Origin of the sequence: Pseudomonas sp. FDAARGOS_761, from assembly GCF_013343155.1 — a bacterium.
GTDB lineage: Bacteria > Pseudomonadota > Gammaproteobacteria > Pseudomonadales > Pseudomonadaceae > Pseudomonas > Pseudomonas aeruginosa.
Genome location: NZ_CP054572.1, coordinates 1,868,818 through 1,886,229, shown reverse-complemented (window position 1 = coordinate 1,886,229; position 17,412 = coordinate 1,868,818). Strand labels below are relative to the sequence as shown.

Below are 17,412 nucleotides of genomic sequence, written 5' to 3'. Positions count from 1 at the left end.
GGACGCGATCAAAGCGCTATCATCGGCCCATGAAGACCTCCATGCCGCGCGCCCTCCTCGCCCTGTTCTGCCTGCTCGCCAGCCTGGCCCACGCCGCTCCCAACAGCATCCTGCACCGCCCCTACGACCTGGACACCGGGCACGGCGTGCTGCGCGGCTCCTTGCTGCTGCCGCGCAGCGCCGTGCCGCCGCCGGTGGTCCTGCTGGTCGCCGGCTCCGGTCCCACCGACCGCGACGGCAACAACCCCTTCGGCGGCAACAACCGCTACCTGCTGCGTCTCGCCGAGGCCCTGGCCGAACGCGGAATCGCCAGCGTGCGCTACGACAAGCGGGGAGTCGCCCGCAGCCTGGCGGCGGCGCCGCGCGAGGAAGACCTCAGCGTCGGCGCCTATGTCGACGACGTGGTCGCCTGGAGCGAGCGGCTGGCCCGCGACCCGCGCTTCTCCCGGCTGATCCTGGTCGGCCATAGCGAAGGCGCGCTGATCGCCAGCCTGGCGGCGCCTCGCACGCCGGCCGAGGAATTGATCGCCATCGCCGGCAGCGGCCAACCCATCGACCGGGTGTTGCGCGAGCAACTGCGCGGTCGCCTGCCGCCGGCGCAACTGCGCCAGGCCGACTCGGTGCTGGCTTCGCTGAAGGCCGGCGAGACCCGCAGCGATATCCCGCCGGCGCTCTCCAGCCTGCTCCGACCCAGCGTGCAGCCGTACCTGATCTCGCTGTTCCGCGAAGACCCGGCCCGCGCGTTCGGCCGCCTGCGCATCCCGACCCTGATCGTCCAGGGCCGCAATGACATCCAGGTCGGCGTCGCCGACGCCAAGGCGCTCCAGCGGGCCAAGCCCGACTCGCAACTGGTGCTCATCGACGGCATGAACCACATCCTGCGGATCGCCCCGAGCACCGGTCTGCAGCAGCTTTCCGCCTACAACGACCCGAACCTGCCGCTGGCCCGGCAACTGGTCGAGGCGGTCAGCCGCTTCATCCTGCGCGGCGCAGACGCGGAAAAAGGCCGCTGAGCCGCTACAGAAATCGCTTCCCGCGCCGACAAGTTCTGAAAGCCGGCCCGTGAAGGCGGCCGGCCAGAGGATGTCCGATGATCGATAGCGATACCCAACCGGCCGCAGAAGAAGCCGAGAAGAAACCGCCGCACCCCTGGGCCGAACTGGCGCCGGAGCATTTCCGCCTGCTCCGCCTGGCGCCGCTGCCCACCGACCGCGCGACCGGCGCCCGCCCCCTGCGCTTCGTCCAGCTCGGCAGGGTCGAACGGCATAGCGCGGACCAGAGCCTGCTGCGCCTGAGCATCCAGGTGCCAGGCCTGATGCTGCGCAAGGAGCAGAACCTGCTGGAGGTCTGGGCCGATCATCGCAACAAGGAAGTGCGTTTCGGCTCGGACGCCGGGCTCAGCCTTGAACCCTTGAACCGCGGGCTGGGCCGTTTCCTGCTGGCCCAGGCGATCGCCTGGGCGCAACGACGCTGGGCCCACTACAAGGTGGAAGGCGGCGCACTGGCGCTGAAGGATGGCCTGACCGAAGACGCACGCCTGCGCCGCGACCATTTCATCCGCGCCCAGGGCTTCGACGTCAGCTATGAGGACCAGCGGTTGCTCAAGGCCCGCTACAGCGCCGGCCGGGTCAGCGAGCTGCACAGCGATTGGCACAAGGACAAGGTGCAGATCGTGCCGCTGCTGGACGCCGCGGCGATGCTGGAACAGGCCGAGCAGACCCTGCAGGCCCAGGATGCGGAGATCCGCCAACTGGAACAGCGCATCAACCACTACCGCCGCGACGACACCAGCTTGCGCTTCACCATCGCCTGCCTGACCGCCTTCGCGGTGTTCCAGGCCGGCCTGCTGATCTGGATCGCCACTCACTGAACCGGCGGCACCAGCCGCCTCCGATCACTTTTCCAAGCGCGAACGGAACAGTTCCCGGTGCTCGCGGCACTGCGCGGCGGACAGCATGAACACCCCGTGGCCGCCGTGCTCGAACTCCAGCCAGGTGAAGTCCACTTCCGGATACAGCGCCTGCACATGGACCTCGCTGTTGCCCACCTCGACGATCAGCAGGCCTTTCTCGCTGAGGTGGTCGGCCGCCTCGGCGAGCATCCGTCGCACCAGGTCCAGGCCGTCGTCGCCGCAGGCCAGGCCGAGTTCAGGCTCATGATGGAACTCCGCCGGCATGTCGGCGAAATCCTCGGCATCCACGTAGGGCGGATTGGACACGATCAGGTCGAAGCGCTGGCCGGGAAGCCCGGCGAAACCGTCGCCCTGGACGGTGTAGACCCGCTCGCCGAGGTCGTGGCGCTCGATATTGACGTTGGCCACCTCCAGCGCATCGAAGGACAGGTCGGCGAGCACCACCTCCGCCTGCTCGAACGCATAGGCGCAGGCGATGCCGATGCAGCCGGAACCGGTGCAGAGGTCGAGGATTCGCGCCGGCTCGGCCGGCAGCCAGGGCGCGAAGCGCTGTTCGATAAGTTCGGCGATAGGCGAGCGCGGCACCAGCACGCGTTCGTCGACGCTGAAGGGAATCCCGCAGAACCAGGCTTCGCCCAGCAGGTAGGCCGCCGGAATCCGTTCCTCGATGCGCCGCCGGAGGATCTCCGCCAACTCGGCGCGTTCATCGTCTTCCAGGCGGCAATCCAGGTAGCTGTCAGAAATTTCCCAGGGAAGGTGCAGGGAGCCCAGAACCAGGTGGCGCGCCTCGTCCCAGGCATTGTCGGTGCCGTGACCGAAGAACAGGCCGGCGGCGTGGAAACGGCTGACAGCCCAGCGGATGTAGTCGCGCAGGGTGAGCAGACGGGACTCGGACATGACGGAATTGCTCCTCGCAACGCACAAAAGGGCGACATTCTAGCCGATCGCGCCGGAGCTGGCCTCCAGCGCGGGAAGTCCATACCACTTTAGTGCGCATGCGGCAAAGGTTCACAGGCTCGCCGATAGGGGCCAGAATGAAAGGCATGTGCCTTCTCAGGAGTAGTGACATGCCTCATCCGCTCACCCTTTTGCAGATCAGCGGACGCGGCTACCCGCCAGCCCCCCTTCGGCAGAGCACCTTGCTGATCATCGATGCCCAGGAAGAGTACCGCAGCGGCGCCCTGAGCCTGCCAGGCCTGGACGCTGCCGCCGCGGAAATCGGCGTGCTGGTGCAGGCAGCCCGCGCCAACGGTACGCCCATCGTGCATGTGCGCCACCTGGGTATCCAGGGTGGCCTGTTCGATCCGCAGGGTCCGCGCGGCCAGTTCCTCCCGGAACTGCAACCGGAAGCCGGGGAAAAGGTCGTGGAGAAACGCCTGCCCAATGCCTTCTCCGGCACCGAGCTGCACGACCTGCTGCAGAACCACGGCCGTCTCGACCTGATCGTCTGCGGTTTCATGACCCATTCCAGCGTCAGCACCACCGTGCGCGCGGCCAAGGACTACGGCTACCGCTGCACCCTCGCCGACAGCGCCTGCGCCACCCGCGACATACCCACCCTGAACGGCGGGGTCCTGAGCGCCGCGGACCTGCAACGCGCCGAGATCGCCGCCCTCGGCGACAACTTCGCGGCGATCGTCGCCCAGGCCCGGGACCTGCTCTGACCGCCCATCCAGCCGCCCTCCCGCCCCGCCCTGCGGAGGACTAGTCTGCCTGCAGGGCCATGGCTTGCGGCGAGAAGACGAGCGGCGCACGGTTTGCCCACGGCTCCCGGGAATCCGGGAACCCGGCCGGAAGGTTCCGGTCCTAGCCCCGATGACACACGAGGAAGTCGGGATGAAGCTGTCCGATAGTTTCGATGCGCGCCGGCTGCGCCCGCGCCGGCCGAGAGTCTGGCGCTGGCGCCTGGCGGCGGCGTTCGCGGCCCTGGTGGCGAGCCTGGGCGTGCTGCTGTCGCTGGCCGGCACCTCGGCCTTGATCGGCCGCCAGCCGGCTGTCGGCATGCTGCATATCGAACCCGCCGCCGGCGGCGTATTGCTGGCCCTTGGCCTGCTGTCGCTCTGCCTCGGCGTGTTCTTCTGGCGTTTCAGCCGCCGTCGCAGCCGCCGCAACAGCGACCTGAGCCTGTCGCCGAACCTGATGAAAAAGCGCGACTGAGCGGGCTGCCGGCGTGCGGCCGATCCGGTAAACTGCGCCGCTTCGCGGAGGCTCCCATGCAAGACGACGACTTTTCCCTGTTCAAGAGCGAGATGCGCGGCGTCAAGCGCATCTCGGTCGATCGAGCCGATACCGGCAAACCTCGCAACGACCGCCAGCAACTCAAGCAGCGCCAGCTCAATGCCAGCGTGCGCAACGACGAAATCCGCGTCGACGGCCTGTCCGACCAGTTCGTCATCGACGTCGGCCCCGAGGACGAGCTGTCCTGGGCCCGCGACGGCGTCCAGGAAAGCCAGTTGCGCAAGCTCAAGCAGGGCCTGGTGCCCTTCGACGGTAGCCTCGACCTGCACGGCATGAGCGTGGAGAAGGCCCGGCAGACGCTATGGGACTTCCTTGCCGAGGCCACCCGCCTGGAAATCCGCTGCGTGCGCGTGACCCATGGCAAGGCCGCGCGCAAGGACGGACGCAGCCCGCTGGTGAAAAGCCACGTCAATACCTGGTTGCGCCAACACCCGCAGGTGCTCGGTTTCACCTCCTGCCTGCCACGCCACGGCGGCACCGGCTCGGTCTACGTGATGCTGCGCAGGACCATGCTCGAAGGCCGCGACGAGTAGCCGGCAAGCGCCGAGTCTTGCCAGCGGCCCGGCGACGTCCTACCCTCCGCGCTGGTAATCGTCTGACTGGAACGCCCATGTCCCTGGAACAACACTACTCCTCGATCCTCACCCAGCTCGGCGAGGACGTTAACCGCGAAGGTCTGCTGGACACGCCCAAGCGTGCCGCCAAGGCCATGAAGTACCTGTGCCGCGGCTACCAACAGAGCCTGGAAGAAGTCGTCAACGGTGCCCTGTTCAGCTCCGACAACAGCGAAATGGTATTGGTCAAGGACATCGAGCTGTACTCGCTCTGCGAGCACCACCTGCTGCCCTTCATCGGCAAGGCCCACGTGGCCTATATTCCGAACGGCAAGGTGCTCGGCCTGTCGAAGGTCGCGCGGATCGTCGACATGTACGCCCGCCGCCTGCAGATCCAGGAGAACATGAGCCGGCAGATCGCCGAGGCGGTCCAGCAGGTCACCGGCGCCCTCGGCGTCGCGGTGGTGATCCAGGCCCAGCACATGTGCATGATGATGCGCGGCGTGGAGAAGCAGAACTCGTCCATGGTCACTTCGGTGATGCTCGGCGAATTCCGCGACAACGCAGCCACCCGCAGCGAATTCCTCAGCCTGATCCGCTGAGGCCAGGTCCGCTGGCGAAAGAACCGGCCCCACTGGGCCGGTTTTGCGTTTCCTTCCCCGGCGATCAGCCGAAGAAGCGCTTCATCGAGCGCGACAACCAACCGCCCTCGCTCTTGTCCTTGACCAGTTCGGACATGCTGTGGCGTACCGCATCCACATATCCGGCGTCGTCGTTGCGGATGTGGTTGAACAGCCAGCGCGAGAGCAAGCCCTTGAGTTCATCGCCGACATCCTCGCCGGCCTGGAAGCGCACCCGGTATTCGGAGACCCGGCGGATGAACAGCTCGTGGATCTTCTTGTGCGCCCGGGAAAACTGGTAGCCGGCATCCTCCATCAGGGTTTCCTCGAAGGCGAAGTGCGACAGCGTGTAGTCCACCAGCTCCTCGATCACCTCGGCGATCGCCGCGTGTTCCTTGCCTTGCTGGGCGTCGTGCAGGTGATTGATCATCTCGACGATGCGTTTGTGTTGATTGTCGATGACCTGAATACCGGTATTCAGGTCATCCTGCCAGACCAGATGCGCCATGATGACTTCCCCCAAGCGAACAGCGAACGGCCTTTCCGAACGGCCTGGGGCCAGGGTATTTTTGTGACGCAGTACGGGTATTGACGCCGGTCAAGCGGGACAAGATGTTAATGAATTTCGCATGAATTCATTCGCCCCCCTCGCGGCGGCATGCCCGCCCGATCCGCTCGGTTTCGCGCGGCTGAACATCCGCCATCGTCGCCGGAAAGCGGCGTCACCAGTGGTCCCGACAGGACAGGAAGGAAATGAACCTGATCGCGCACGTGGAAATACCGGTGTCCGACCTGGAGAGGGCGATGCGTTTCTACGCCTCGGTGTTCGGAGTGGCGTTCGGCGAGGTAGCCACCCTGCACGGAAGCAGAATGGCGCATTTCCCCTTCGAGGAAGGCCGTGACGGTGCCAGCGGCGCACTCGCCGAGGGCGACGTCTACGTGCCTACGCTACATGGGGCGATCATCTACCTGAATGTCGCGGACCTGGATGTCGTCCTTGCCCGGGCCCTCGGCGAAGGCAGCGAAATCCTCTTCCCGAAGACGCCGCTTGGCGACGGCGTGTTCATCGCCGAGATCAGGGACAGCGAAGGCAATCGTATCGCCCTGCAGAGCGCTTGCGGAGAGCGGCCGTAGAGGTCCTGCAAACCGAGCGCCGCCGGCTCAACGGGCAAGAACGCCGGCCAGCCAGGAACGCCGCGCGCCCAGCGCTTCCTGCAATTCGCGGACGCCGATGCAGCGCCGTTCGGGGTCGAGGCTCAGGGCGGTACGCAGCGCCGGCCAGCAGCGCCGAGGCAGGTGTCCGGGCGCGCGCAGCTGGCGCTCCAGCCCCTGCTCCCGGGCCTGGTTCGAGGGCAGGCGGCGGAACGGATGGCGACCGTCGGCCAGTTCGTAGAGGACGCAGGCCAGCGCATACAGGTCGGCTGCCGGCGACAACGGCGCACCCTCGAGCAGTTCGGGAGCGGCGTAGCCCGGGGTCCAGGCGTCGATGCGGCCCCGGCTGAGCTGCGGCAGGCCGTCCAGGATGCCTGCCTGCGCCTGGCCGAGGCCGAAGTCGAAGAGCCGCACGCCCTCCTCGCCGAGCATCACGTTGCTCGGCTTCAGGTCGCCATGCAGCACCCCTTGTTCGTGGACATAGGCCAGGGCGTCCAGCAACGGCCGGGCGATCGCGCTCAACTCGGACCAGGGCAGGCCTTCGGGACGTTCGCAGAGCAGGCGATCGAGCGGCAGGCCAGGCATGAGTTCCATGACGATGTAGGCGCGCTGGCAGGCGGTGTCGACGTCGAAGGTGAACAGACGCACGACGTTCGGATGGCGCAAGCGCCGGGTCAGGGCGAACTCGCTATAGAGCAAGGCGCTGGCGTCGGGTGACTCGGCGACCGATTCGTTGAGCAGCTTCAACGCTACCAGCGGCGCCGGGTCGCCGAACTGCTCATGGAGCAGGTCCCGGGCACGGTATACCGTGCCCATGCCGCCGGCGCCGAGCATCCGCTCCAGACGGTAGCGCCCGGAAAGAACGTCCGGCAGCGGACCGGGCAACACCGCCGGCAGGTCCGGCGCCGAGGCGGTCGGGGCGGCGAAGGCGAAATAGGTCAGGTTCGCGCCGCCCTCCTCCTCCGGCAGCAGCTCCAGCGACGACAGCGGTTCGTTCATTGGCGGATCACCACGGCCGTCAGGTTGTCCCGCGCGGCGCCGCTCAAGGCGCCGTCGAACAGCCGCTCCACCGCCACCTGCGGCGATGCCAGGCTCAACGCGCGGCCCAGTGCATCGGCGCTCAGCTCTTCGTAGAGTCCGTCGCTGCAGAGCAGGAAGACGTCACCGGGATGCACCTCCAGTTCCAGCACGTCCAGCACCAGTTGTTCGCTGGCGCCGACGGCACGGGTCAGCGCGCGCGCCGAGGGATAGGCGCGGGCCTGCTCGATATCCATCCGCCGTTCGTCGACCAGTCGCTGCAACAGCGAGTGGTCGCGGGACAGCTGGTACAGCCGCTGGCCGCGCCACAGATAGCAGCGGCTGTCGCCGACCCACACGCAGGCCGCCCGCGCCCCCTCCACGACCAGCGCCACCACCGTACTGCCGATGATCCTGTCGCCGCGTTCGGCGCTGAGGGTGAGTTCCTCGCCCAGGCGCCGGTTGAGCCAGTGCAGGCACTGGCGCATCGCGTTCAGGCGCTCGTCGAATCCCGTCCGGGCCGGCAGTTCCGCCAGGCTGGTGACGATCATCCGGCTGGCCAGGTCGCCGGCCTGGTGCCCGCCCATGCCATCGGCGACCGCCCAGAGCCCGCGATCCGGGCAGTCCAGGAAGGCATCCTCGTTGCGCGCGCGGACCTTGCCGCGATCCGTGCGCGCCGCGCTGCGCCAGGGCTCGGTGCGTTGCATCAGAGCTGCACCGGCATGCGGAAGCTGCGCAGGACCGCGAGATCGAACGGATTCGGCGTGCGCTGGGCGAGCAGCAGGTAGTTGGCGCGCAGGCCGCCCAGGTCGGCCTTGAGCACCATCACGTCACGCCCGCTGAGGTACTCGGTCTGCATCAGGTCGAACAGCCTGAACAGAGACCAGGGCCCGGTATTGCGTTCGATTCCCACCGGTCGTCCGGCCATCTTCTCCAGCACCAGGCTGGTGCGGCCGCCGTCGGCGTCGCTGGGCCACTTGAACGACATCGGCACGATCGGGCCGTGGCGGTACTCCATGGACTGACCGTCGAAACGGAACTCGGCGCGGCTGACGCCAGGATCGAGGGTATAGGGCTCCAGGCGGAAGCGCACCTGTGGCTCGGCCGGGTTCTCGGCGAAGAAGCTCTGGCGGATCACCTGGGCCGTGCCCATCTGGTCGAGATAGACCTTGGACATCGGCAGGCTGTAGCCGTCCACGCTGCGCAGGCGGTAGCTGCCCGGGTCGCCGCTGACGAAGGGCCGCATGTAGGTTTCGAAGAAGCGTTCGGCGACGCCCTGCGCCTTGAAGAACTCGCGGAAATCGCTGACCGCGACATCGCTGGCGCTGTGCGCGTTGAACGGGTAGCGCTTGTTGATCGCCTTGCTGTAGAAACCGTACAGCTCGCTCTGGTAGCGCTGGTTGAGGTACAGGTAGGCATCGCCGAGGACCAGCCGCCAGGCGTCTTCGGCCAGCACGCTGAACCATCCGCCGAGCGGTCGCGGCAGTCGCGCGGAGGCGTTGCGCAGGTTGCTCAGGGCATCGCGCTGGCCGCCCATGCGGCTCTTCGCCATGTCGAAAGCCGCCTGCTCCGGCTGGCTGGCGCGCGCCAGTCCGGCGAGTTGCAACTGCAACTCGTTGAGCGCCTGCAACAGCGGAGTGAGGTCGGCCGCCGGGCCGTTGTTATCGTCGAGCAGGCGATGCAGGGGCTCGAAGCGGCGTTGCAGGGACTTCTTCGCGGTATCCGGCAGGTTCTTCGCCAACGCGTCCCTGGCCTTGCCGGCCGCCGCGGCGGCCGCCTTGCCCAGCTTGCCGCCCTTTTCCGCGGCCTTGTCGCTGGCCTCTGCCAGCGCCTCGGCGCTCTCCGCCAGGACCGGGAAACGGGTGTTCTCACGGACCTCCAGCAACAACTGGAGGATCGGCGAGTTGGCGGCGAGCAGCCCGGAAACCTGGTCGGCGCCCTCGCCGGCATCGTTGAACGGCAGCAGGCCCAGGCGTCCGACCGCCTCGCTCCAGAAGTTCGCGTAGTCGCGGAAATACAGCTGCTCGAGTTCGACCATCAGGCGCCGCAGGTCCATGTCACTGATCCCGCTGCCCTCGCCCAGGACCCAGTTGTCGCGAAGGATGTCGTTGACCAGGCTGGCGCCCTGGACCACGAAGTACTGCTGGTAGCCCTGCTGGGTGTAGAACCCCGGGATCACGTAGTCGGTGCCGACGAACAGACCGGCCTGCGGCCCCAGGTGCTGGCCGAAGCGATACTCGGGCAGGCTTCGCGCCTGTTCGCGCAGCACCCGGTAGACCACGTTGGCCAGGGACTCGCTGCGCAGCACCTGGCGTGCCTGGGCCACCAGGGTGTCGTTCAGCGGATAGCTGAACGGTTGCTCGAGCAGACGGGCGAAATGCGTGTTCAGGCCATTCTGCACGGTGCCGTTGCCGGCATAGCGCTGCGACCAGTCGGTAGCCACCCAGTCCTTGAGCCATCCGTTCTCGCGGCGCTCGCGCAGATTCAGCATCAGGTAGGCCCGCAGGCTGTTGAGCAGGCGTTCGCGATTCTGCATGTTGCCGCGGATCTGCGCTTCGAGCATCCGCGCCACGCGCGGCAGCAGTTGCGTCTCCAGCTCGCGGCGATAGGCAGCGGCCAGCGGCGGGTTGACCTCGTTGCCCTGGTACAGCCCGGCGCGCTCGTGCAGCGAGACTTCCCCTTTGGGCGGAAACACGGTGGTCGCCGCATAGCTGCTATCCAGCGTCTTCAGCGCCGCCATGGCGTCATCGCGCTCGCCAAGCGCCTGGCGCTGCTGGGTCCATTGCTGCGCCAGCTCGCGGACCCGCTCCAGGCGCTCGTGGTTGGCCGAGAAACCGCCAGCCCAGAGCAGGCCGAATAGCAGAAGGAGCGCCAGCGAACCGACGTACAGGGCGCGCTGGCCCCAGTGGATGCGCGTGCGTTCGCGGCGATCGAGACCTGCCAGGTTGGCCTCGGGGAAGATCACCTGGCTCAGCAGGTGATGGATGAAGCGCGAGCGCCCGTTGCGCAGGGTCGGCAGCAGGCCGCTGGCGATCCCCAGGTTGGCGCCGATGCCGGCGGTGTCCTCGTCCAGCTGCTGGGCCAGGTGCGGCGCGCTGGTCAGGTAGAAGCCGCGCAGGCGGCTGGCGCGCTGGTAGCGATTGCCGGTGAAGGCGAGTTCGACGAACAGGCACAACCGCTCGCCGATCTGGCCAAGCTGGTGCGGGAAGTCGAGGATGCGACCGCGACGCAGGGTATCGCGCTCCTGGTGGATGCGCATGATCACCTGGCTGTTCAGGCGTCGCAGAAGGTCCTCGAACGCCTGGCGCAGGACCGTCACATCGGTGCCGTTCTGCTCCTTGCCGAAGCTGGTGCCCAGAACCTGGTCGCTCTCCTCGTGGCTCAACTGGTCGAAGAACTCGTCGAAGCCGAGCAACTGGTCGGCCTTGCTCAGCACCAGGTAGACCGGCAGATCGAGGTGCAGGGTCTGCTGGATTTCCTGCAGGCGCGCGCGCACCTGGCGAGCCAGCGTATCCAGCGCCATCTCGTCGTCGCTGAGCAACGTCTCCACCGGAATCGACACCATCACGCCATTCAACGGCCGTGCGCGGCGGCGCTTGCGCAACAGGCCGAGCAGGGTCGCCCAGGCGCCCCCATCGACCTCGCCGTCGGCTTGGGTCAGGTAGCGCCCGGCGGTGTCGATCAGGACGCCGTGATCGGCGAAGTACCAGTCGCAGTAGCGCGTGCCGGCGGTATCGCGGGTCAGCTTGCGGTCGATCCGGTTGATCGGGAATTCCAGTCCGGAAAAGTCCAGCAGGCTGGTCTTGCCGCTTCCCTGCGGGCCGATCAGCAGGTACCAGGGCAGCTCGTTGCGCCAGCGCTCGCTACGACCGCGGTACAGGCTGGAGGTCTTCAGGGTGCGCAAGGCGTCCTTGAAGCGGCTGCGCAATTCCTTCTGTTCGTCTTCGATCAGACCGTCGCGGCGCAGGCGCTCCTGGCCCTCGTCGCTGTCCTCGACGGCCTTGCGCCGCACTCCGGCGCGCCAGCTGACGAAGACCATCGCCAGCCCCCAGACCAGGAACATCAGGCTGATGCTCAGCAACCGCGAAGTCGGGCTTTCCCAGAACTTGTAGTCGGCGACCGCCAGCAGCGGCCCGACGAACCACACCAGCAATGCCGCCAGGAGTACCAGCAGCAGCGTCCAGACCCACGTCTTGCGCAGGAAGGCGCCGACTTTCTTGAAGAAGTTTTTCATTTCGCGTCCCTGTGTTTACGAACCGGGCTGTCCTGCCGCCGCATCGAGCGACTGGTAAGGCTGCAGCACCGTGTCGCGTTGCTCGCCGAGAACCCAGGCGAATCCCGAATACATCACCACCAGGCAGACCAGGGTGAACAGCGCCACCATCCACCAGGGCACGATCCGCACCAGGCCGCGACGCTGGTCGCTGAGCCCCTGCCAGTGCGGCGACAGTTCGCGCGGCACGTCGCCGCGCAACTGGCGGATCTGCCGGTAGAGCGCATCGGAAATACCGTCCAGGTCGAGCACGCCGCGAGCCATCACCCGGTACTTGCCCTCGAAGCCGAGGGCCAGGCAGAGGTACATCAGCTCCAGCATCGGCAGGTGCTTGACCGGGTTCTTCGACAGCCGGTCGAGCAACTGGAAGAACTTCTCGCCGCCGAAGGTCTCGTTATGGAAGCTGCTCAGCAGGCTGATCTTCGACCATTCGCTTTCGTTGCCCCACGGGGTAGTCACCACCGCCTCGTCGACCACCGTGCACAGCACGTAGCGCGCCGCCATGACCTGGCTGTTTTCCACGCCATCCTGCACGGCGCGGAATTCGAAGAGCTTCATGGCGGAGGTCAACCGCTCCTTGAGCGCCGCAAGGTTCTCCAGCACGGTGCTGTGCTTGAGCCGGACCACTTCCGAAAGCAGTTCGGAAGCCGCCGCCACCAGCGGGTTCAGGCTGACGTTGAAGGCCTCGCCCGGACGCAGGCGCGCCGCGTAGATCATCCGCTCCTCGAGCTGCTCGAAGCGCGGCGGTTCGGCGAAATCGGTCAGCGGCCCCTGGGCCGGTACCTGTCCCTGGTGATCGAGGAGGACGGTCTTCTCGTCCTCGTGGTATTCCCTTTCCTTGATCATGTTCAGTTCCTGATGGCCCAGAATTTCAGTTCAAGCTCGGAGAACTCGCCGGATACGTGGAACGCGAAACCGCCGGAGCGCTCCAGCTGGGTCATATCCTCGGCGTTGGGTTCGAGAATGAAATAGGTCTTGTTGGAGTGGAACGGGATCTGCCGCGGCGCCACCGGCAGCGGCTTGACCCGGATCCCCGGCAGGTGCAGGTTGACCAACTGGCGAATGTGCTCGACCGCACCCACCTTGAGATGCGCGGGCAGGCGCTGGCGCAGTTCCTCCGACTCGCAATTGGCACTGGCGGCGAGCACGAACGAGGCGCTGCCGAGCAGCTTGTGGTCGTGCAGGGGCGAGACCAGGATGCCGTACTGGCGGGCCTGGAGAGGCAGTTCGATGGCATGCTGCTCGAGCACCATCGACAGGACCTGGCGGATCGCCTCCATCAGCCTGCGGAAGCTGGCGCCCTGGTCGCTGTGCTGGTAACGGCTGTCCAGGCGCGGACGCTTGCTCTCGCTGCCGAAGGTGGCGAGGTCGCCGAGCATGGTCAGCAGCACCCGGTACAACTGCTCCGGATGCACCTGCTCCAATCCCAGGTAGTGGCGCAGCAGCAACTCGGTGCGATTGATCAGTTGCAGCATCATGAAATCGCCGACCTCCGCGCCGCCGACCTTGCCATTGGACCGGATACGCTCGGCGATGGTGTCGCCGCGATGGCCGAGCATGCTGATCACTTCCTTCAGGCAGGACAGCAGGTAGGCGGATGCGTGGGCATGGAGGTAGCTCGGCACGAAGTCGGGATCGAGGCTGATCACCCCGTCCGGCGTGGTATCCAGCACCACCGCCACCTTCAGTTTGACGTAGGCCTGGTCACTCTGCTGCTCGCCGAGCAGCAGGCGAAAATCCGGCCGCGCGCAGCTGACCTGCACCATGGAATCCTCGCCGGCGTTGGAGTCCGCCACCTCCAGGTCGTAGGCGGTATAGCGCGCCAGGACCTCGGCCTGCTCCGGCCGGCGCGCCTCGATGTGGTTGCCGGTGACCAGCGGCAGGGCCAGGTAGATCGGCACGTTCGAGGTATTGGGCGGCACGTCGAGGGCGAGCGGCTCGGTGTTGCCGCCGAGTTCGAACAGGCTGCCGTCGGGCAATACGCCGGAGGCCTGGCTGATCACCAGCTTGCCCATGTTGAGGAACTGGCGGTCCAGCTCCAGGGCGAGGAAGCCCCAGTTGTAGCTGCCCAGCAACTGGGTCCGGGCCTTCATCTGGTTGTCGTAGTAGCGGTCGTTGTGTTGCAGGTGCTGCGGGCGCAGCAGCATGCCTTCCTGCCAGACGATCTTGTGCACGTTCATCGCGCGTCACCCGCCTTGCCGAGCAGTTCGCCGGCATTCAGGATGCCCTTCTGGCCCAGCTTCAGCTCTACCCGGGTCAGCTCTTTCGCCGTGACCGGCACCACGTAGCGCCACCTTGCCTCGCCGAGATCGCGGTAGGCGGCGAGCACGCCCACGTAGCGGCTCCCCTCCTCCACGCTGAGCTTGAGTTCGACCCGCTCGCCGGGACGCAGCTCCAGCTCCTCGCTGGTCACCAGGTCGGGGTCCAGGGTCTCCTTGGGACGTTCGTAGAGGCTGAAGAAGTCGGCGTTCTCGAACGCCACCGGGTGCTTCAGCTCGAACAGCCGCACTACCACCGGCGACGGCCGGCCATTGAGGTCGGGATTGACCCGCTCGCCGGCGCTCAGGGCGAGGTCGAGCTTGGTCAGTCTGGAATACGGCGATAGCGTGGAACAGCCGGCCAGCAGCGCCAGGACGGCGAGCATGGCCAGCGCCCTGGCTGGCGGAATCGGGCGACGAGACATGGCGATCATCCTTGGTGCTCGGTGTAGAGGGTGGAAATCAGGCGAACCTGCTCTTCGTAGGCCTGGGCGAAATCACGTGCCAGCAGGCGCTCGCTCCAGTCGTCGTCCTGGCATAGCGACTGGTGGTAGCGACCATAGGCACGCCAGCGGCTGCCCGAGGTGGCCAGCAACGGCCGGCGGCCGTCGCGCTCGAAACGCAGGGTCAGCTGCTGCGGCGAGAAATGCTCGAGGGTCGCGCGCACCGCCGCCCGGCTGGCGCCGAGCAGCGCCACCTGGTGCGCCTGGAGGTCGCGGAAACTGCGTGCGACGGCCTGTTCGCCACTCAACTGGCCAGGCTTGCCATCCCGTAGCAGATGACCCAGCGCCTCGCCGGCATCGGCGCTGAAGCGCAAGGGATTCTTGCCGGTATCGCGCAACGTGCTCAGCGACAGGCGCAGTTCGTTCTTCAGTTCGCTGCGGGTCCGCAGGCTCTGCTGCAAGCCGCCGATGCACTGCCGCAGCAAACCGGCGGCGTTGATCGCCAGCGCTTCGCGCGCAGCGCCGTCGAGGCCTTCGAGGTCCATTCCCAGGGCCTGGCCGAAACGCTGCCAGAAGGCTTCGTCGTGACCCGGACGCGGACTTTCCACGGGTTCCTGCGGAGCCGCCGGGGCGGGCACCAGCTCCGGTACGACCAGGCTTTCCATGTCGATCCGCGCGTAGTCCGCACGCGCCCCGGCCTCCTGGCTGGGCAGGGCGATCGCGCTCAGGTCGTCGAGTTCGTAGGCATCTGCACCGTCCTGGTCGAGCGCCTGCAACGGATCGAGGGCCAGGAAGGCATCGTCCGGAATGATGCTGCCCGCCGGCTGCGGCCGCCCGACGTCCATGGCGAGCTCGTCGGGCTCGCGCAGCAACCGCGCGCGGATCTCGAAGTCGCCGAGCAGGAAGACGCTGTCCTGCTCGATGCGCTGCGGCTCGCCATGCGGCAGGCGGCTGCCGTTGCCGGCGCGGATGCCGTTGCTGCTGGTGTCGGTCAGGTAGAACGCGCCGTTGCGATAGCTGACCCGCGCATGCTGCTTGGACAGGTGCCGCTTGCGATCGGGAATCGCCCAGTCGCACTCACCGCCGCGGCCGATGAGGCCTCCGTTCCTGCCGAAGGTCTTGCTGCACAGCTCCGTCGGTACGAATTGCTTGGCGCTGAGCATTTCCAATACCAGTTCCATGAGATCGCTCCTTGCGGTCACTTGCCGCGATTGACCGCCTGCGGATCGCCAAGCGGGCGATAGTCGCCGTCGTTGAATTTGTAGTTGCCGCTGCAACCGGCGAGGCCGCAGAGGACGGCCAGGGCCAGAAGCACGGCGGGCCAGTGACGAACAGGCATCAGGGAGTCTCCATGGAAGGGCCGCGGACGCCGCGCTCCAGGCGCGCGCCCGGCAGGGCTGGATGGAAGGAAATCTCGATCATGGGCTTCAGGTCCGGGGATCGCCGAAATGAATGTTCAGGCGTCCCATGCGATAGATCAGGGTTCGGCGCGGCAGACCCAGTTCGCGCGCAGCGAGGGTCTGGTTGCCAGCGTTCCTGCGCAGGCAGGCGAGCAGCAGGTCGCGCTCGATCTGCTCCAGGTGCTCGCGCAGCTTGAGCGGCGCCTCCGCTTCCGGGGGCGCGCGCAGGGAAAAGTGTTCGGCCAGCAGCACATCGCCTTCGCAGAGCAGTACCGCGCATTCCACCAGTCCCTTCAGCTCCCGAACGTTGCCGGGAAAGCCATAGCCGTCGAGCAGTTCCAGCGCTTCCGCGGACCAGCCCAGCGGCGCGCGGCGCAGGAACACGCAGGCGCGTTCGGCGAAATGCCGGGCCAGTTCGAGGGCGTCGCCCTCGCGCTGGCGCAACGGCGGCAACTCGATGGGAAACTGCGCCAGCCGGTAGTAGAGGTCTTCGCGGAACTTGCCATCGCGTACCAGCAGGGCGAGGTCACGGTGGGTAGCGGCGATGATGCGTACATCGACCTTGTGCGTGTCGTTGCCGCCGAGCGGGCGAATCTCGCCTTCCTGCAACACGCGCAACAGCTTGGCCTGGAGCGACAGGGGCATGTCGCCGATTTCGTCGAGCAGCAGGGTTCCGCCATCCGCGGCATCGAACAACCCGGGACGATCGCGCTCGGCACCGGTAAAGGCGCCCTTGCGGTAGCCGAACAGCTCGCTTTCCAGCAGGTTTTCCGGAAACGCCGCGCAGTTCTGCACCACGAACGCCTGTGCTCGCCGCGGGCCGTACTCGTGGATCGCCCGTGCGACCACCTCCTTGCCGGTGCCGGTCTCGCCCTGCAGCAACACGGTATAGGGGTTGTGCAGGACCTTGCTGATCAGGCGGCAGGTCTCACGCATCGCCGCGCTCCTGCCGATCAGCCCGTAGCCGCTGACCACCGGCGCGCTGGACGGTCCCTGCGGCTCGCCGGAGGGTTGCGAGAGGCGTTGCAGCAGATGCAGCTGGGCCAGCACGAACGAGCCCAACTGGCCCAGTGGATGGGCGAATCCCTGCAGGTCCAGTGGGCGCCGGGTGGCGCAGACCACCATGCCCTCGACCGTTTTCTCCGGGCTCACCAGCGGAACGCAGAGCAGGGACAGCCAGGGCTGCTCCCCTGCCGGCAGGAAGCCGGTCTCGTGCAGCCGCGACGGCAGGTCGACGAGACTGACCACGCGGTTCTGGCACAGGGCGAACTGCAGCAACTGCTCGCCGGTGTAGTCCGCCGGCAGGCTCGACGGCTCCAGCGCCTGCAACAGGCCGTCCCGGCATTCGGCGTTGAGGGTGAGCGCGGTATGGGTCTGGTCGAGCAGATACAGCTGGCTCAGCTCGCAGCCGCTGAGTTCGCCGACTGCGCGTGCGAAACCGCCCAGCAGGGCCGCGATGTCGGTTTCCCGCGACAGCGCGCCGAACTGAGCGAGCAGGGCTTCGGCGAAGGCCAGGGGTTGCGGTACGCGGCTGAACATCGCACC

Annotated in this window: 18 protein-coding genes; 7 read left to right on the top strand and 11 right to left on the bottom strand. The window is 67.0% G+C overall.

The window, feature by feature from the left end; all coding sequences use genetic code 11:
* Positions 1-29 precede the first annotated feature (29 nt).
* Both FOC67_RS08960 and FOC67_RS08955 read left to right on the top strand, forming a co-directional pair.
* Positions 30-1,013, top strand: coding sequence for an alpha/beta hydrolase (locus tag FOC67_RS08960; protein ID WP_003132885.1), 984 nt, complete (start codon positions 30-32; stop codon positions 1,011-1,013).
* A 77-nt stretch (positions 1,014-1,090) separates the two neighbouring features.
* Positions 1,091-1,870: a hypothetical protein gene (locus tag FOC67_RS08955; RefSeq protein ID WP_003087649.1), complete on the top strand. Its 780-nt coding sequence runs from the start codon at positions 1,091-1,093 to the stop codon at positions 1,868-1,870.
* A gap of 24 nt (positions 1,871-1,894) precedes the next feature.
* Here FOC67_RS08955 and prmB read toward each other — a convergent pair whose 3' ends face one another.
* Positions 1,895-2,809: a 50S ribosomal protein L3 N(5)-glutamine methyltransferase gene (gene prmB / locus FOC67_RS08950; RefSeq protein ID WP_003087648.1), complete on the bottom strand. Its 915-nt coding sequence runs from the start codon at positions 2,807-2,809 to the stop codon at positions 1,895-1,897.
* A 170-nt stretch (positions 2,810-2,979) separates the two neighbouring features.
* On the opposite strand from prmB, the gene FOC67_RS08945 reads away from it, so the two are divergent.
* From FOC67_RS08945 to folE, 4 genes are all read left to right on the top strand, one after another.
* Positions 2,980-3,576 carry a cysteine hydrolase family protein gene (locus tag FOC67_RS08945; protein WP_003110433.1) on the top strand — a complete coding sequence of 199 codons (597 nt, stop codon included), beginning with the start codon at positions 2,980-2,982 and terminating at the stop codon, positions 3,574-3,576.
* A 172-nt stretch (positions 3,577-3,748) separates the two neighbouring features.
* Positions 3,749-4,069 (top strand): hypothetical protein, encoded by a 321-nt coding sequence (locus FOC67_RS08940; protein WP_003087644.1) that lies wholly within the window; start codon positions 3,749-3,751, stop codon positions 4,067-4,069.
* Positions 4,070-4,125: 56 nt separating this feature from the next.
* Entirely contained in the window at positions 4,126-4,683 is a 558-nt protein-coding gene (locus FOC67_RS08935; RefSeq protein WP_003087642.1) for a Smr/MutS family protein, read from the top strand.
* Between the two features lie 77 nt (positions 4,684-4,760).
* The gene (gene folE, locus FOC67_RS08930; RefSeq protein ID WP_003087639.1) at positions 4,761-5,306 is read left to right on the top strand and encodes a GTP cyclohydrolase I FolE; all 546 of its coding nucleotides are present in this window, start codon (positions 4,761-4,763) and stop codon (positions 5,304-5,306) included.
* A 64-nt stretch (positions 5,307-5,370) separates the two neighbouring features.
* On the opposite strand, the gene FOC67_RS08925 is transcribed toward folE, so the two are convergent.
* The gene (locus FOC67_RS08925; protein WP_003087637.1) at positions 5,371-5,832 is read right to left on the bottom strand and encodes a bacteriohemerythrin; all 462 of its coding nucleotides are present in this window, start codon (positions 5,830-5,832) and stop codon (positions 5,371-5,373) included.
* A 245-nt stretch (positions 5,833-6,077) separates the two neighbouring features.
* Here FOC67_RS08925 and FOC67_RS08920 point away from each other — a divergent pair, with 245 nt between their 5' ends.
* Entirely contained in the window at positions 6,078-6,458 is a 381-nt protein-coding gene (locus tag FOC67_RS08920) for a VOC family protein (RefSeq protein ID WP_003110435.1), read from the top strand.
* Positions 6,459-6,485: 27 nt separating this feature from the next.
* Here FOC67_RS08920 and FOC67_RS08915 read toward each other — a convergent pair whose 3' ends face one another.
* The 9 genes from FOC67_RS08915 to FOC67_RS08875 all read right to left on the bottom strand — a co-directional run bounded on the left by FOC67_RS08915 (position 6,486) and on the right by FOC67_RS08875 (position 17,406).
* Positions 6,486-7,475: a serine/threonine-protein kinase gene (locus FOC67_RS08915; RefSeq protein ID WP_003087629.1), complete on the bottom strand. Its 990-nt coding sequence runs from the start codon at positions 7,473-7,475 to the stop codon at positions 6,486-6,488.
* Positions 7,472-8,200 carry a PP2C family serine/threonine-protein phosphatase gene (locus FOC67_RS08910; RefSeq protein WP_009314686.1) on the bottom strand — a complete coding sequence of 243 codons (729 nt, stop codon included), beginning with the start codon at positions 8,198-8,200 and terminating at the stop codon, positions 7,472-7,474. The genes FOC67_RS08915 and FOC67_RS08910 overlap by 4 nt, the downstream gene beginning before the upstream one ends.
* Positions 8,200-11,727, bottom strand: coding sequence for a type VI secretion system membrane subunit TssM (gene tssM, locus FOC67_RS08905; RefSeq protein WP_009314687.1), 3,528 nt, complete (start codon positions 11,725-11,727; stop codon positions 8,200-8,202). Before tssM ends, FOC67_RS08910 begins: the two co-directional genes overlap by 1 nt.
* Before the next feature lie 15 nt (positions 11,728-11,742).
* Entirely contained in the window at positions 11,743-12,612 is an 870-nt protein-coding gene (icmH, locus tag FOC67_RS08900; RefSeq protein WP_003087622.1) for a type IVB secretion system protein IcmH/DotU, read from the bottom strand.
* A 2-nt stretch (positions 12,613-12,614) separates the two neighbouring features.
* Positions 12,615-13,946, bottom strand: a complete 1,332-nt coding sequence (tssK, locus tag FOC67_RS08895) for a type VI secretion system baseplate subunit TssK (protein ID WP_003087620.1) — start codon at positions 13,944-13,946, stop codon at positions 12,615-12,617.
* Positions 13,943-14,449, bottom strand: coding sequence for a type VI secretion system lipoprotein TssJ (tssJ, locus tag FOC67_RS08890; protein WP_009314688.1), 507 nt, complete (start codon positions 14,447-14,449; stop codon positions 13,943-13,945). Before tssJ ends, tssK begins: the two co-directional genes overlap by 4 nt.
* A 5-nt stretch (positions 14,450-14,454) precedes the next feature.
* Entirely contained in the window at positions 14,455-15,648 is a 1,194-nt protein-coding gene (tagH, locus tag FOC67_RS08885; RefSeq protein ID WP_009314689.1) for a type VI secretion system-associated FHA domain protein TagH, read from the bottom strand.
* A 17-nt stretch (positions 15,649-15,665) separates the two neighbouring features.
* Complete coding sequence (locus tag FOC67_RS08880) at positions 15,666-15,806, bottom strand: hypothetical protein (RefSeq protein WP_003087614.1); 141 nt, start codon at positions 15,804-15,806, stop codon at positions 15,666-15,668.
* Positions 15,807-15,894: 88 nt separating this feature from the next.
* Positions 15,895-17,406: a sigma-54-dependent Fis family transcriptional regulator gene (locus FOC67_RS08875; protein WP_003140081.1), complete on the bottom strand. Its 1,512-nt coding sequence runs from the start codon at positions 17,404-17,406 to the stop codon at positions 15,895-15,897.
* Positions 17,407-17,412 lie beyond the last annotated feature (6 nt).

What these genes read in the sequence shown, in the direction of transcription:
- tssM (WP_009314687.1), bottom strand. Translation starts at nt 11,727, where the DNA reads ATGAAAAACTTCTTCAAGAAAGTCGGCGCCTTCCTGCGCAAGACGTGG.
- prmB (WP_003087648.1), bottom strand. Translation starts at nt 2,809, where the DNA reads ATGTCCGAGTCCCGTCTGCTCACCCTGCGCGACTACATCCGCTGGGCT.
- FOC67_RS08920 (WP_003110435.1), top strand. Translation starts at nt 6,078, where the DNA reads ATGAACCTGATCGCGCACGTGGAAATACCGGTGTCCGACCTGGAGAGG.
- FOC67_RS08875 (WP_003140081.1), bottom strand. Translation starts at nt 17,406, where the DNA reads ATGTTCAGCCGCGTACCGCAACCCCTGGCCTTCGCCGAAGCCCTGCTC.
- FOC67_RS08935 (WP_003087642.1), top strand. Translation starts at nt 4,126, where the DNA reads ATGCAAGACGACGACTTTTCCCTGTTCAAGAGCGAGATGCGCGGCGTC.
- FOC67_RS08940 (WP_003087644.1), top strand. Translation starts at nt 3,749, where the DNA reads ATGAAGCTGTCCGATAGTTTCGATGCGCGCCGGCTGCGCCCGCGCCGG.
- icmH (WP_003087622.1), bottom strand. Translation starts at nt 12,612, where the DNA reads ATGATCAAGGAAAGGGAATACCACGAGGACGAGAAGACCGTCCTCCTC.
- folE (WP_003087639.1), top strand. Translation starts at nt 4,761, where the DNA reads ATGTCCCTGGAACAACACTACTCCTCGATCCTCACCCAGCTCGGCGAG.
- tagH (WP_009314689.1), bottom strand. Translation starts at nt 15,648, where the DNA reads ATGGAACTGGTATTGGAAATGCTCAGCGCCAAGCAATTCGTACCGACG.
- FOC67_RS08955 (WP_003087649.1), top strand. Translation starts at nt 1,091, where the DNA reads ATGATCGATAGCGATACCCAACCGGCCGCAGAAGAAGCCGAGAAGAAA.
- FOC67_RS08960 (WP_003132885.1), top strand. Translation starts at nt 30, where the DNA reads ATGAAGACCTCCATGCCGCGCGCCCTCCTCGCCCTGTTCTGCCTGCTC.
- tssJ (WP_009314688.1), bottom strand. Translation starts at nt 14,449, where the DNA reads ATGTCTCGTCGCCCGATTCCGCCAGCCAGGGCGCTGGCCATGCTCGCC.
- FOC67_RS08880 (WP_003087614.1), bottom strand. Translation starts at nt 15,806, where the DNA reads ATGCCTGTTCGTCACTGGCCCGCCGTGCTTCTGGCCCTGGCCGTCCTC.
- FOC67_RS08915 (WP_003087629.1), bottom strand. Translation starts at nt 7,475, where the DNA reads ATGAACGAACCGCTGTCGTCGCTGGAGCTGCTGCCGGAGGAGGAGGGC.
- FOC67_RS08945 (WP_003110433.1), top strand. Translation starts at nt 2,980, where the DNA reads ATGCCTCATCCGCTCACCCTTTTGCAGATCAGCGGACGCGGCTACCCG.
- FOC67_RS08910 (WP_009314686.1), bottom strand. Translation starts at nt 8,200, where the DNA reads ATGCAACGCACCGAGCCCTGGCGCAGCGCGGCGCGCACGGATCGCGGC.
- FOC67_RS08925 (WP_003087637.1), bottom strand. Translation starts at nt 5,832, where the DNA reads ATGGCGCATCTGGTCTGGCAGGATGACCTGAATACCGGTATTCAGGTC.
- tssK (WP_003087620.1), bottom strand. Translation starts at nt 13,946, where the DNA reads ATGAACGTGCACAAGATCGTCTGGCAGGAAGGCATGCTGCTGCGCCCG.